Origin of the sequence: Streptomyces sp. NPDC006739, from assembly GCF_042869815.1 — a bacterium.
Classification (GTDB): domain Bacteria; phylum Actinomycetota; class Actinomycetes; order Streptomycetales; family Streptomycetaceae; genus Streptomyces.
On the sequence record NZ_JBIAGM010000061.1, the window covers coordinates 1 to 13135 of the forward strand.

Consider the following 13135-nt stretch of genomic DNA (forward strand, 5'->3'; position numbering starts at 1 on the left):
CGCACCGTGGATGACGACTTCGTCCTTGAAGCCCTGGTCCACCAGGGCCTTCTCCAGACGCATCCCGCACCGCTCGGCGGCCTGGTCGAGCAGGGCGGTGCCGGCGGCGTTGTCGTGGGCCGAGGCAGCCAGGACGACGACGCCGGTGATCAGCCCCGGAACGTCCACGGCCAGTCCCCGCTTGCGCCCCGACACCTTCTTGTTGGCGTCCAGCCCCGTCGTGGTCTTCGGGACACCCGTAGCCGCGCGCACGGACTGGGTGTCGAGGATCACGAGGGACGGGTCCTCTCATCGCCGGGCTCTCTCGCGCACCTGGCAGCGCAGGAGTTCCTGGATCCGCTGGTCGAGGCCGTCCTCGCGCCACAGTCTGAAGCAGCAGAACACCGCCGACCAGGCCGGTGGATCATGCGGCAGGTAGCGCCACTGACAGCCCGTCCGGTTCTGGTAGAAGACCGCGTTCACGGCCTCCCTCAGGTCACAGGACCCGGGATCGCCGGTCGCCGACCGCGCCACCCGGTCCTGCTTCCAGGCAGTGATCATCGGCTCGATCAACAGCCACTGCTCGTCCGATAAGTCGCTGAGGTACGGCTCTCTCTCTTCACACCCCGCATCCCAACATGGACATGCCCACCAGGCGGCTCGTACGGCGATCAGTACCACGATCGAGCGATCACGAACCGAGGAAGATCGGACTTAACGCTCACTAAGGGCTTGCAGATCATTAACACGTTGTCTTGATCATGCTGCTGGGGTCGCCGCTCAGGGCTTGAACCCGAGCCTGGAGGGCTGTGAGGGCGGAGAGCGGGGTGGCTGCCGGCGGGATGACGATGCTGTGCGCTTTGAGCAGTGTCCTGATCTTTAGCAGGGTGCGGTGCATGGCGGTGCGACTGCTGTCGAACAGCACGGCGAGGGGTTCCGCGGCCAGGGCGCCCCGCAGGTGAAGGACGGCCGCCAGGACCTGGTCGGGGAAGGCGAGTCGGGGCGGGCGTCCGCGCTTGACGTCGCCATCGACGGCCAAAGTGTCGGTGAGGTCGCTCAGTTGCTGCCGGGACATGCCGGTCAGGGCGGGATCGGACAGTAGAGCCTGGTCCCACTCCGGGGCCGGCTTCTGCGGAGTCCGGGGTGCTGGGATGGCAGGGCACGGCTGGGGGTGCACGGCACAGTTCCAGTCGCCGTGGAAGGGGTGTCGGGTCAGTGGCAGGGCCGCCATCTCCGCGTCGCCGATCTGGACTCCGGTGGGGTAGATGTTGGTGTCCAACTCGGCCATGACGCGCAGTCCGGTGCGGGTGGTGGTCGCGGCGATGGACTGGACGATGACTTCGTGGCTGGTCAGCGGGCGGCCGCGCCAGTTCATGGTGATGTGCGAGAAGAGCCGGTGCTCGATTTTGTTCCACTTCGATGTGCCCGGCGGCAGGTGGCAAACGGTGATCGTAAGTCCTGTCTCGGCAGCGAGCCGGGAGAGTTCGAGCTTCCAGGCCAGGGTGCGGTAGCCGTTCGAGCCGCCTGCGTCGGCGGTGATGAGCAGTCGTGTCGCCTGCGGGTAGGCGGCCCGGCCCTGGCCGGACCACCAGCGGCGGACCGATTCCACTGCGAACGCGGCGGTGTCGTGATCGGTGCCCACAGATCGTCATGGCCGTCGCCCAGGGCTTCGAGGCGCAGCGGGAGCCGGTCGGCAAGCGCATCACCGCCCGCATCGCCCTCCTGGACGATCCCGGCGGTGCCGTCGCCGGGCGCCCGCCCTTGTAGGGCGACGCGCCCACCCGCCAGTCAAAGACCGGCGCGAGGGCCGGCGGCGTGGCGGGCCAGCGCGGCCTGCAACTCCCCGAGGAGAACACCGGGCAGCGCCGCGCCCTGGCCGTGCTTGACGACCTCCTCGGCGACCTGGGCGAGTTTGATGTTGGTGTGCTGCGAGACTTCCCGCAGCACCGTGAAGCCGTCGCCCGGGGGAATCCGTCCCAGGACGGTCAGGACGCCGATGGCCTGGTCGACGACGGCATGCGAGGCGAGCGCCTGCTGCAACTGTCTGTTTTCCGCCCGCACCCTCTCCAGCTCTGCCACCAGATCGTCGGCCGACGCGGGCGACTGTGGGCGGGGTCGGGGGGATGAGGTCATGACAGATCACCGGGAAAGACAGAGGACGGGCGGACCTCACCCGTCTGCCCCAGTTGCCTTCCGACAACCATCGGGCCGGAGCACGTCACGACGCGTGAGTCCCCCGGCAGTAGGTCGCCGGAGGACACCGCGGGGGCTTGCTTCCCAACCCACCAGCGGCGAGTTACCACCCGCTTCCAGGCCATCCCTGCCAAGACATCAACCCGGGGAGTGCGTAGACCGGCTCCGTGCGGGCACGCGAGGGACAGGTGGCACTGGGGCTGGGGTGAGTGACGCGGCGGCATGGCATCGATGACCATGCCGCCGCGCGGCCTGCCACCCAGCTGACTGTGGTCTCGCCGGCTAGGCACAGGTAAGAACGGCGGCATGCTCTGGGGGAGAGGACGGCATCGAGTGATCGCGGATGACGAATGGGGCGCCTACGCGGCATGCCGCAGCAGCGCTCCGGACGAACTGTTCGTTGAAGGGGCAGCCCAAAACGGCGCGAAAGCTATGTGCAGCGACTGCCCGGTACGCACAGAATGCCTGGCCTTCGCCCTCGATCGCCGCATCGAGCATGGCATTTGGGGAGGCATGACCGAGCGAGAACGCCGCGCACTGCTGCGCCGGCGGCCCACTGTGACGTCCTGGCGCAGTCTGCTCGAAGCGGCCCGTGCCGAACATGCGCGCCGCCCATGCTCGGCTGCCAACGGCTGAGAGAGTGAAGTGCCATCGCGGACACACCGTACGAAGGGCCCCGCGCGCGCTGGAACGGGTATCCGTCGGCTGTTTGGGCACACGGCACGTCATGCACGGACAACATGCGCGTCCCGCCCGCAGCAGTCTCATCGGCCAGCCCTCCACAGCCGAGACATCGCCGCCCGGTCACGACGGGGCCAAGCACTCACGCCGAGGCCGACGCACCGGCCGCCTGCGCCGCCGCGTCCTGGCTTACCGGGCCATCGAATTCCTGTCCACGCACATCCCGGACGACCCCGGCCCGGGCGACGAATGCCTGCTCCTGGTCCACACCCGCCAGGTCTTCGGCCAGGTCCGGTACCGGATCTGCACCGACTGCGCCCAGGGCGTCATCACCACCGTCGTCATCGACGAGCGCTTCCGCAGCACCGGCCTGGGCACCCGTGCGCTGTCACACCTACGGTCCCGCCACCCGGGACTGACCTGGCGCAGCACACTGCGCAAGCGCACCACACTGCGCAAGCGCACCACACTGCGCAAGCGCACCACAGTGACCTCCTGCACCGGATGCGCATTCCCACAACCACTTCTGCCACGCCCTGCCCCCACGCTCACCAGACACGCTCTGGCCCGGCCGGCCCGATACTCGCCAGCGGCTGACCCCAGGACGCTGTCCAGCCGCCTCCGACGGGCCGGTCGCGTTCAGTGGCGGAGAGGCTGCTGGAGGCGCGTCGCGTCGGTGAGCTGGCGGCGGCCCACGGGCAGTGCGGTGTCCAGCTGGTGGGTGCCGGTTATCACACACAGTGCATACGAGGCGTCCTCAAGCTGGTGCCTGGTCTCGGCACTGTCATCGGATGCCAGGCGCTGTCTGAGGGTTTCGCAGCGTTCGACGAGCTCCCGCAGGAGCGAAGGATGCGCCTTTAACATGACAGCCGCCTCCGTCCTGGCCCGATCGGACCTGCCTTTCTCACTCCCACAAACTCGGCTGGTGTCTGTGCAGGCGGCGGTGCAGCCGGGCGGGCGGTCCTTGCACTCTGCACAGGGTCCGCGGGCTGCGTGGGGCCCGGGGGCTGCGGAGTGCCCGTCGGGACCTGGTGCCCGCCGGTCCGCCCGCCCGTCGCGTCATCGTGCAGCCTGAGCGGTTGCTGGCCGGCTGCGACGCGCTGGCACCGCACACCGGCCCCCGAACAGCTCAAAGAAACGACAACCCTCCCTCAAGAGGGGGCGGCCCTCGCGGGCCCCTAAGGTAAGAGAGACCCTTGAATATCGGCGGACGAGTGATGGTGGTGCCGCCGGATCACGCCAACGCTTGAACTCTTCTTACCTCACACCGTTGTTGGCGGGCGTGCGCACGGGCCGCATGGGTGGTCAGACTGGAATCAGCAATGCCGCCGACGCGCGTGCGGCGGCGGGCGAGGTATCACGATATGGCTGCCAGGTTGGCTCGGCACCGTAGTGCGGTGGCTGTTGCCTCCGCTGCGCTGCTGCTCTTCATACCCGCGGCGGGTACGGCAACAGCGACTGCTGCTGTGCCGCACCCTCCCCTCATCGGCACGACGCACAACCCCGGTGTCGACTGCCGCGCAGCCTCGTGCGTGGCCCTCACCTTCGACGACGGTCCGACCCAGTACACCGCCGCCATCCTGAGCACCCTTGAGCACAAGCACGCCGTCGCCACCTTCTTCCTCATCGGACCGCACGCGCTCCAATATCGGGCGGATGTGCTCAGGGAGTACCGGGACGGCGACGCGATCGGCGATCATACAGTCAGCCATCCCCGCCTCACGCTCATCTCTGCGGCCCGGGTGGACCACGAGATCGAGGCTGCGGCGCGGCAGATCGCCTCCGTGACGGGCCACAGGCCGGTGCTCTTCCGGCCGCCGTTCGGCGCATTGGACGCGCGCGTCCCCAAGGCGGCTGGATCGGCGGGGATGGCGGTGGTGTTGTGGAATCTCAGCCCTCAGGACTGGAAGCACCACGACCCGGCCTTCATCGAGAGGGCCGTGCTCGCCCGGGTGCGGCCCGGCACGATCATCGTGCTGCACGACCGCTACCCGACAACCCCGCCGGCCGTCCCCCATCTGATCGACGCGCTCCGAGCGCGCGGGTACCGCCTGCTCACCGTTCCCCAGCTGTTCGCCAGCGCCGGCGGCCTGCACAGAGGTGTGCTGTACAAGCAGGGACCCAGCCCGTAACAAGCACCCGGTGCCGCTGATGGCGATAGAGGGTGTCTGAAAAGCCGGTCAGCGCACCGAACTTGCGATGCGGCGCAGGGGGAGCAGGGCCATCGCCAAGTAGATGACGTACTGTGAGTGGACGCGCAGGAAGTGGCGCGGGAGGCGGAAGATCTGGTAAACGGCTACTGGCGCCAGCTCGCTCCCCTCTACGTGTCCAAACGCGATCACCAACAGCACTGAGCCGGCCCGTCAGGGCGTACCGGCTGGCCTCCGGTGGCTTCGGCATCTGCGGTGACGGCCGCCTGCACGGCCTCGGACGCCTCGCGCCAGCGGCGCCACTGGGCGTCGTACTCGTCCCCGGCTAGGCCGACGAGCTTCGCGCGCTCTTCCTCGGCGAATCTGGGCCAATTCAACTCGCCTCGGTGGGGCCACTGACGGGCGCCCTACCCAAAGGCAGCCTCAGGAGTTTTCGAACGCGGCCTCGCAGCACACGCCCAGTACACCTGCAGAGGGTGCTGTGGAGCTGACCCGGACCGCGGTGGGGGTCGCGGGCAACGCGTTCTTCATCGTGACGGCCGACTCCGTCGCCGAATTCTTCGCCCGGCACCCGCTCTGGCAGCGCGTGCAGCGCCACGTGATGGGGACCGCGCTGGCGGGCTTCGCCGTCAAGATCCTTACCGAGCGCACGGGCGCGGCGGTCGCCCTGCGCTGACGGCCGGGCGCTGAAGGGCGAATACCTACGCGTCCGACTCTGGCGGCACCACCTCCCCGCTCCCCTGTTGACGCCGCCTCCGCTGCACGGCGCGGACGATGTCCGTGCCCGCGAGGTCCAGGAAGGCCGACGCCTCGGCCATCCTCGTCCCGGCGGGTGTGGCCGTGCCGAGCAGGTCTGCTCCGTTGCGTGTGAACTCGGCCAGGACCGTATTGCGTTGGGCGCTCGCGAGCATCGCCCGGTACCAGATGTCGTCGTCGACGACGTACCGCTCGCGGCGGTCGCCGTCCTCTCGCTCGCGCCGTAGCAACTCCTGGCCCTCCAGGTAGCCGATCGCCTTTGAGACCGACGCCGGGCTGACCCCGAGCCGCTGCACCAGCTCGGCAGCCGTCAGGCTGCCGCAGTCGGTGACGTACAGGCACGCGAGCACCCGGCCGACCATGCGTGGCATGCCGAGCTGTGCCAGCAACTCCGCGAGCTGCGTCGCGTACTCCTCCACCGCGGCCGGGTCGCGCCCGTCGCCCGTGCTCGCGCTGCCCTCCGGCACCCTAGGCGCCGCCGCCTTGCTCCGCCGGGAGCGCCGTACCGTCGCACGCTGGGCGTTGTCCGCCCGGTAGCCGGACGGGCCGCCGTTGCGGGCGATCTCACGCGTGACTGTGGAGGTCGGGCGGGCGAGCTGCCGTGCGATTTCCCCGTAGCCCAACCCCGCCGTGAGCCCGGCGGCGATCAGGCGGCGCTCTTCCTGGGTCAGTCTGGCGCCTGGCATGGGCGCTCCTCTCGTCGCTGCCGAGTATGCGGCCGTCCGACTCCATTGCAACAGTTGGATGTTGGCCTCATTGCATTAGTGGGCATGATCATTGCAAGGAAAAACTGCCATCTACCTGGGATTTTATGCTTGAAGAGCGTGCATGGCATTGATGAGTTTGCGAACACCGGTTTAGCGTTTTCCTCGAACCGAAACTGAATGCCACCCAGGGGGAGACCACCATGAAGACCACCATCCGCGCCGCTCTCGCTGCCGCTCTGCTCACGTCGATCTCGGCTCCGGCCGCCTTCGCCGCCGAGCCCCCGCACAGCGCCGAGCGCGCCGACGTCCAGTCCGTGCTCGACCGCGCCGTGTCCGAGGCCGGCCTGCCGGGCGCGATGGCCGAGGTCCGGGACGGCGACTCGACTTGGTTCGGGACGGTCGGCACCGCCGACCTGGCCACCGGCCGGGAGATCACCGCGAAGGAGCGGTTCCGGATCGGCAGCACCACCAAGACCTTCGTCGCCACCGTCGTCCTCCAGCTGGCGGCCGAGCAGCGGCTCAGCCTGGACGACAGCGTCGAGCACTGGCTCCCGGGCTTGGTGGACGGCCACGGCTACGACGGCTCCCGGATCACCGTCCGCCAACTCCTCAACCACACCAGCGGTGTCTTCAACTACGCCGAGGACCCGACGTTGGGGAAGAAGTTCGTCGGCACGCCGTTCCTGCAGCACCGGTTCGACGACTTCACGCCGCGCCAGCTCGTCGAGGCCGCTCTCGCCGACGGGCCGAAGTTCGCCCCGGGTACCGGCTTCGCCTACTCCGACACCAACTACGCGCTTGCCGGGATGATCGTGGAGAAGGCCACCGGCCGCAGCCTGCCGCAGGAGATCGCCGAGCGGATCACCAAGCCGCTGCACCTCAAGAACACCTACGAACCGGCCGCCGACGACATGCGCATCCACGGCCCGCACGGCCGCTACTACTCCCAGCTGATGGCGAAGGACGTCGACACCGCGCCTGTCTACGACGTGACCGACCTCAACCCCTCCTGGGGGTACGCCTCCGGCGACATGATCTCCACCAGCGGCGACCTGAACACCTTCTTCCGCGCCCTGCTCGAAGGGCGCCTGCTGCCACCCGCCCAGCAGCGCGAGATGTTCACCATGCAGGACCCGCAGGGCCACTGGATCCCGGACACCGAGTACGGCCTGGGAGTCGCCTCGCAGAAGCTGTCCTGCGGCACGGTGTGGGGCATGGGCGGCGCGATCAACGGGTCCTGGTCGTACACCTTCGGGACCCGCGACGGCCGCCACCTGCTGTCCACCGAGGTGAACGGCGACTGGGCGAAGGGCAAGTTCGGCTCGCCGATCGGGGTCTTCACCGCCGAGCTGGAGGCGGAGTTCTGCCCGGGAGGCCCGGCAGCGGCCTCCTGAGGCCACTGACAGCCGGGGTGTAAGGACAGGCGAGACCCGTCCTTACGCCCCTGGTCGCCCGCGACGGCGGGGTGCACTCGGTGGGAGTCTTCGGCGAGCTGAACACCTTCACCGGCGATGAGCTGGTCGCGGTCGTCCGGCAGCGCCTTGAGTAGCAACCAGTCCGCCTGGCGGTGGACCTGTCCGCGGTGTCGCTCTGCGACGGGGCAGGAGTCAGAGCTCTGATAACGATGAGGGAACTGGCTGTACAGGCGGGGGCGGAGTTCGTCCTGACGGGCCTGAGAGCGCCGACCCTCATCCGGGTGCTGGAGATCACGGGATGCGACGTACTGTCCGGGCTGTGCCAAAGCCCGGCAGCACACCGCGATGCGTCGGCCTGCTGACCGGGGCACCAGGCCGGTACCTGTGCGGCCCAGGGGCCGGAAAACGCGGCGGTACGGCCGAGTGGTCATGATTCGCAAAGACTCGTACCTCGGCGACGCATCCAATTTCCCGATATATAAGAATGAAAAGCAAGGGTTCAGGCGGATATGTCTTTCGAGGCCTGCCGACTTGATGGGATACGGACGGCGGCGCGCTCCTGGGCCCTGCACGGCGGTGCACCGGGGCCCAGTCCGAAAGCCGCCCTGACCCGTCTGCTGCCGGTCCCCTCCCCGGATCCCCTCCGGTGCGGGATGGTGGCTTCGCGGCCGAGGCGGCAGCTGCCCCGCAGGCGAGACGGCGGCCCCGATTTTGATTTGCGCGCATGACCTGCGGATACCGGGGTAGGCGGGCCGCCGTCGGCCCGTGGCAGGCCGGCAGCGTGCAGGATTCAGGGGAGGGAAGCATCATGACGACAGTGACTGCGGCGAAGACGGACACGAACGTAGCCGGTCTGCCGGAGGTCGCCGATCCCTCCCAGGTTGCGCCCAAGGATGCACGGCAGCTGACGCGCCTGTTCTTCGATCAGCTCGCGGCGCTGGAGGAAGGCACGCGTGAGTACAGCTACGCGCGCAACACGCTGATCGAGATGAACATGTCCCTGGTCCGCTTCGCGGCCGGCCGGTTCCGCAGCCGGGGGCCCGAGGAGATGGAGGACATCGTCCAGGTCGGCATGATCGGCCTGATCAAAGCCATCGACCGGTTCGAGCTCACCCGCGAGGTGGAGTTCACCTCCTTCGCCATCCCCTACATCGTCGGGGAGATCAAGCGGTTCTTCCGCGACACCTCCTGGGCCGTGCACGTGCCGCGCCGGCTGCAGGAGGCCCGCGTCCAGCTGGCGCGCGCCAACGAGGAGCTGCGCAGCCGGCTGGGCCGCACGCCGACCACCAGGGAACTGTCCGAGCTGATGTCTCTCGACGAGAACGAGGTGGTCGAAGCCCAGCTGGCCTCCAACGGCTACACGTCGGCCTCCCTCGACGCGGCGATCAGCACCAGTGAGGACGGCGAGAGCGCCTTTGCCGACTTCATCGGCACCGACGACCAGGCCCTCGAACTCGTCGAGGACTTCCACGCCCTCGCCCCGATGATCGCCGCACTCGACGACCGCGACCGGCAGATCATCCACATGCGCTTCGTCGAAGAACTCACCCAGGCCCAGATCGGCGAACGCCTCGGCGTCTCCCAGATGCACGTCTCCCGCCTGCTCACCCGCTGCCTGTCCCGGCTGCGCGAAGGCATGCTCACCACCTCCTGATGAGGTTGTCCAGCCGCCGCTGTGACTGAAGTGCACGTCGGTAGTACCGTCCGTCGCGGATCGGAGCCCGCAGAACGCCGACCCGTCGCCGGGCGAGCGCGAGCACGGCCTGGGCATGTCGTTTGCGCTTGGCGTGCTTGTGTTCGTAGAAGCGACGGGACGCGTCGCAGCTGCGGATGCTGATCAGCGCGGAGGTGTCGAAGACGCGCTGCCGGCCGCGGTGATAACGCCGGGGGCCGTGCAGATTGCCGCTTCCGTTGCCGGTGTCGGCGTACACGTTCACGAGTACGCCGACAGCCGGAGTGCCGGGGCACCGGGGCAGCTCCGGCGAGGCGGTCGGCGGTGCCGAAGCGGCTGATGCCGCCGACGGTGGCGGCGGTGAACCTCGGGTATGGCCAGGGGCCGGCGGTGCGACCAGTGCGGCATCGAGCTGCCTGAGAGGTCGTATACGACCCTTCCCGCTTCGGAGCACGTGCTGGTGGATGCTGGCCCGCGTGTGGGACGCTTCGAGGTAACCAGCCTGGTCTGGTGAGAGGCCCCGCGCCGTCCTTGCAGGTCGTTTCCATGGCCGGGGCGCGGTACGGGTTGTCTTGCTTGGCTTTATGCGGCCCCACGCCGTGTGCTTGATGCCCTCCCCCCATGGGGGGCGTGATGGGCTCGACCCCGAATGAGGGGTGTCGTGAGCGATTTCACTGTACTGACACAGCAGTATCCCGACCGGACCGTGATGACCGTGCGCGGGGAGATAGACCTGCAGACCTGTCCCCAGCTGTCCCGGGCCGCGTTCGTCACCCCCTTGGGGAGCAAGCCGCTGTACCTGGATCTGTCCGGTGTGTCTTTCATGGATTCCAGCGGGCTGAACCTGCTCTTGCTGCTGCGCCGGCGCTTGCATGCCGAGGGTGGCCGCCTGGCTGTCACGGGGCTCCAGCCTCAGCCTGTGCGCCTGTTGGAAATTACGGGGGCCTACGCCCTGTTCGCGGTCGGCCCCACGGCCGAGGAGGGCTCCGATGCGGCCCTTAGCGCGTGAGGCGCCGGCCCGCTGACCGGAAGGCCTGGTCTACACCGCTGCTGCGGTGAGGTCGCAGGGGGGCGGCAAGGGCGCAAGATGGAGGTGGGCCTCCGTCCGGGATCCCCCGAGCCGGACGGAGGTTCGCTGCTGCCTTGGCAGCTCAAGCTTCCGCGGCGCCGGCTGCCGAGGCCGATGAACGCGGCCGGACCCCGGCCGTCGTGATCGACGAGTCGCACCTGCTCGACCACCACCAACTCGATGCGATCCGCATGCTCACCAGGGGGCGCCAGGCACGTACTGCTGCCTGTCCCGTCGTGCCTGGCGCCGGGCGGCGCTGAGGGATGCCCGGCGCACGGGCTCCACTACGGCCCGGGCCGGGCAGCGTCTGCCGGCGGACGCGCTGTGCGCTCAACGGGCGGTGCGGGAGGCCGAGGACCTGGTGTACGGCTACTGGTACCAGCTCGCTCCCCTGTATGTGTCCAAGGGTGATCACCCTCAGCACTGAGCCGGTCGGTCAGCGCTTGGCGGGTATGGGGATTCGGTCAGATGCTGAGCGCGTCCCGCAGAGTGGGGCGGCAGTCGATGAGGGTGTCGAGGCCGACGAGTTGCAGGGTGCGCATCACGGTCGCGGACGGTGCGGCCTGCGGCCCGGGCCGGGCAGCGCGCCGGGCGACCCGGCCCGCTGACGACCCTGCCCCCGCTGCGCGCCGCCGTGAGACGCCGAGGCGTTCTCCCGCAGCACCGCAGAGCTGCTGCCTGCCCGGCAGACGACCGGGCACCCGCCGCGCGCACACGGGCGCCGGGGCTCACCACCTGCTTGTCTTTGTCTCGGCCGCCTGCTGAAACGACCGGGCGGAGAAGATGGATTAATGGGGTCATGTCAGGCGTATTCGGGTGGTTTTGGTGGACAAGTTCGATGTGGACGCGGTTCTCCAGCAGGCGCTGGACCGCCTCGCGCTGCTGGCGGAGGTGACGAACGCGCTGGGCAGCACGCTGGACGCCGATGCGGGCCTGCGCATGGTGTGCCGGATCATGGTGCCGCAGCTCGCCGACTGGTGCGCCGTGGACCTGCTGGAAGGCGACGATCAGCCCCGCCGGGTTTGTGTCACTCACCGGGACCCGCATCTGCTGCCGCCGGGGCTCTTGGAGGGCTGCCTGCCGTCGTTGACCGATGACACTCCCGGCCCCCTGGCCCGGGTCCTGCGCGGCGCCGGCCCCCTGCTGATCAACAACCCCGGCAGTCCCGGCCAGCAGGCACAGGCCGGGACCGGCTGGTACGTGGTACCCGCGCTGGAGGCGTCGTCGATGGTGCTCGCGCCGCTGCGGGCGCGGCGGCGGGTGATGGGTGCGATCACCCTGGCCCGCACCGGCAGCGAGCGGCCGTACGCCGAGGACGATCTCGCGCTGGTGGAGGATCTGGCCCACCGCATCACCCTGCACACGGACAACGCCCGTCTGGACACGGAGGTTCAGGCCACCGCCGAGCATCTGCAGCGGGCGCTGCTGCCCGACCTGCCCCACGTGGGGCCCTCTCGAGCTCGCCGCCCGCTACAACCCGGCCCGTAGCGAGACGGCGGAGGTCGGCGGCGACTGGTACGACAGCTTCACTCTGCCCACCGGGGACACCACCCTGATCATCGGCGACGTCACCGGCCACGACGTACGCGCCGCGGTCACCATGAGCCAGGTCCGCAACATGCTCCGCGGCATCGCCTGCGACCGCCAGAAACCACCCAACGCCATCCTGCGCCGCCTCGACCTCGCCCAGCACACCCTGCTGGCCACCACCGCCACCTGCATCTACGCCATCGTCCGCGGCCCCGGGGGCGGCCCGTGGGAACTGAACTACTCCAACGCCGGCCATCTGCCGCCACTGCTGGTCACATACGAGGGCGCACCCGCTACCTCAACGACAGCCACGACCTTCTCCTGGACGTCGAGGCGATGATGCGCTTGCCCCCGCAGGGCAGGCCGGGCGACCGGCTTGCCCCCGCAGGGCAGGCCGGTCGCCCGGCCCCCACCACCCCCGCAGCCAGGCCACCGTGGACCTGCCTGACCGCTCCACCCTCCTGCTGGACACCGACGGGCTGGTCGAACGCCGCGGCGAGAGCCTGAACGCCGGCCTGACCCGGCTGCGCCAGCACGCCGCCGCCCTCGTCCGCGAACCCCTGCCTATGCTGTGCGACGAACTCCTCGCCGAGCGCTATCCCGACGACGTCGCCCTGCTCGCCCTGCGGCTGCCCCCAGCCCGGCACCAGCGCCTCTCGTCGGCTGCATCTGCAACGGGGTGGGGGCCCGGTGCCAGGCGCTGGCAGTTCCGGGCCCTCACGAGGTTCGCGCATCCGCGGGGGCCGGATGTTCATGGCGCGATGCCGTACTCAACGACCACCGGCTGCGCCGGTCACGCGACAAGCAGAAGAAAGCCGTGGTCGATGCGGCGGTGAAGGCGGACCTCTGTGCAGGGCGTTGTTCTGAGTACCCCGCTGCCCGTCCGAGTCAGGCGGCTCTACCGTCTTGATCGGGTTGATCGAGCCATTCGTAGGGTTGGGTCGCCCAGGGGTGCTGGGTGTGGCTATCAGGCGGCTGCCGTC

The 13135-nt window shown here is 69.2% G+C and carries 14 protein-coding genes and 3 pseudogenes; 11 read left to right on the plus strand and 6 right to left on the minus strand.

Annotation, left to right across the window (positions count from 1 at the left end; translation table 11 throughout):
• Both ACFYMM_RS43565 and ACFYMM_RS43570 read right to left on the minus strand, forming a co-directional pair.
• Window positions 1-540: pseudogene (locus ACFYMM_RS43565) on the minus strand (transposase); the annotation flags it as partial.
• 181 nt (window positions 541-721) lie between these two features.
• Window positions 722-1624 (minus strand): annotated as a pseudogene (locus ACFYMM_RS43570) (ISAzo13 family transposase); the annotation flags it as partial.
• Here ACFYMM_RS43570 and ACFYMM_RS43575 point away from each other — a divergent pair.
• A pseudogene (locus ACFYMM_RS43575) lies at window positions 1621-1746 on the plus strand (ATP-binding protein); the annotation flags it as partial. The pseudogenes ACFYMM_RS43570 and ACFYMM_RS43575 sit on opposite strands and share 4 nt — an antisense overlap.
• Window positions 1747-1767: 21 nt before the next feature.
• Here ACFYMM_RS43575 and ACFYMM_RS43580 read toward each other — a convergent pair.
• Complete coding sequence (locus ACFYMM_RS43580; protein ID WP_388398225.1) at window positions 1768-2112, minus strand: ANTAR domain-containing protein; 345 nt, start codon at window positions 2110-2112, stop codon at window positions 1768-1770.
• 393 nt (window positions 2113-2505) lie between these two features.
• Here ACFYMM_RS43580 and ACFYMM_RS43585 point away from each other — a divergent pair, with 393 nt between their 5' ends.
• On the plus strand, window positions 2506-2808 hold the full coding sequence (locus tag ACFYMM_RS43585; protein WP_388398228.1) for a WhiB family transcriptional regulator: 303 nt from the start codon (window positions 2506-2508) through the stop codon (window positions 2806-2808).
• Window positions 2809-3492: 684 nt separating this feature from the next.
• Here the strand turns inward: ACFYMM_RS43585 and ACFYMM_RS43590 are convergent.
• Complete coding sequence (locus tag ACFYMM_RS43590; RefSeq protein WP_388398230.1) at window positions 3493-3717, minus strand: DUF5133 domain-containing protein; 225 nt, start codon at window positions 3715-3717, stop codon at window positions 3493-3495.
• A 533-nt stretch (window positions 3718-4250) separates the two neighbouring features.
• Here ACFYMM_RS43590 and ACFYMM_RS43595 point away from each other — a divergent pair.
• Window positions 4251-4985 carry a polysaccharide deacetylase family protein gene (locus ACFYMM_RS43595; protein WP_388398233.1) on the plus strand — a complete coding sequence of 245 codons (735 nt, stop codon included), beginning with the start codon at window positions 4251-4253 and terminating at the stop codon, window positions 4983-4985.
• Window positions 4986-5484: 499 nt separating this feature from the next.
• Window positions 5485-5679 (plus strand): hypothetical protein, encoded by a 195-nt coding sequence (locus tag ACFYMM_RS43600; RefSeq protein WP_388398236.1) that lies wholly within the window; start codon window positions 5485-5487, stop codon window positions 5677-5679.
• A gap of 25 nt (window positions 5680-5704) precedes the next feature.
• On the opposite strand, the gene ACFYMM_RS43605 is transcribed toward ACFYMM_RS43600, so the two are convergent.
• On the minus strand, window positions 5705-6445 hold the full coding sequence (locus ACFYMM_RS43605; protein WP_388398239.1) for a MarR family transcriptional regulator: 741 nt from the start codon (window positions 6443-6445) through the stop codon (window positions 5705-5707).
• A gap of 221 nt (window positions 6446-6666) precedes the next feature.
• Here ACFYMM_RS43605 and ACFYMM_RS43610 point away from each other — a divergent pair, with 221 nt between their 5' ends.
• The 3 genes from ACFYMM_RS43610 to ACFYMM_RS43620 all read left to right on the plus strand — a co-directional run bounded on the left by ACFYMM_RS43610 (window position 6667) and on the right by ACFYMM_RS43620 (window position 9535).
• Window positions 6667-7860: a serine hydrolase domain-containing protein gene (locus ACFYMM_RS43610; RefSeq protein ID WP_388398242.1), complete on the plus strand. Its 1194-nt coding sequence runs from the start codon at window positions 6667-6669 to the stop codon at window positions 7858-7860.
• 173 nt (window positions 7861-8033) lie between these two features.
• The gene (locus ACFYMM_RS43615) at window positions 8034-8243 is read left to right on the plus strand and encodes an STAS domain-containing protein (RefSeq protein WP_388398244.1); all 210 of its coding nucleotides are present in this window, start codon (window positions 8034-8036) and stop codon (window positions 8241-8243) included.
• Between the two features lie 446 nt (window positions 8244-8689).
• Window positions 8690-9535, plus strand: coding sequence for an RNA polymerase sigma factor SigF (locus ACFYMM_RS43620; protein WP_388398247.1), 846 nt, complete (start codon window positions 8690-8692; stop codon window positions 9533-9535).
• On the opposite strand, the gene ACFYMM_RS43625 is transcribed toward ACFYMM_RS43620, so the two are convergent.
• Window positions 9522-9812, minus strand: coding sequence for a hypothetical protein (locus tag ACFYMM_RS43625; protein WP_388398249.1), 291 nt, complete (start codon window positions 9810-9812; stop codon window positions 9522-9524). The two genes, ACFYMM_RS43620 and ACFYMM_RS43625, sit on opposite strands and share 14 nt — an antisense overlap.
• A gap of 402 nt (window positions 9813-10214) precedes the next feature.
• Here ACFYMM_RS43625 and ACFYMM_RS43630 point away from each other — a divergent pair, with 402 nt between their 5' ends.
• The 4 genes from ACFYMM_RS43630 (at window position 10215) to ACFYMM_RS43645 (ending at window position 12988) form a co-directional block, all read left to right on the plus strand.
• On the plus strand, window positions 10215-10562 hold the full coding sequence (locus tag ACFYMM_RS43630; protein WP_388398252.1) for an STAS domain-containing protein: 348 nt from the start codon (window positions 10215-10217) through the stop codon (window positions 10560-10562).
• 885 nt (window positions 10563-11447) lie between these two features.
• Window positions 11448-12110 carry a GAF domain-containing protein gene (locus ACFYMM_RS43635; RefSeq protein ID WP_388398255.1) on the plus strand — a complete coding sequence of 221 codons (663 nt, stop codon included), beginning with the start codon at window positions 11448-11450 and terminating at the stop codon, window positions 12108-12110.
• 70 nt (window positions 12111-12180) lie between these two features.
• On the plus strand, window positions 12181-12492 hold the full coding sequence (locus ACFYMM_RS43640) for a PP2C family protein-serine/threonine phosphatase (protein ID WP_388398260.1): 312 nt from the start codon (window positions 12181-12183) through the stop codon (window positions 12490-12492).
• Between the two features lie 94 nt (window positions 12493-12586).
• On the plus strand, window positions 12587-12988 hold the full coding sequence (locus ACFYMM_RS43645) for a SpoIIE family protein phosphatase (RefSeq protein ID WP_388398258.1): 402 nt from the start codon (window positions 12587-12589) through the stop codon (window positions 12986-12988).
• Window positions 12989-13135: the final 147 nt, after the last annotated feature.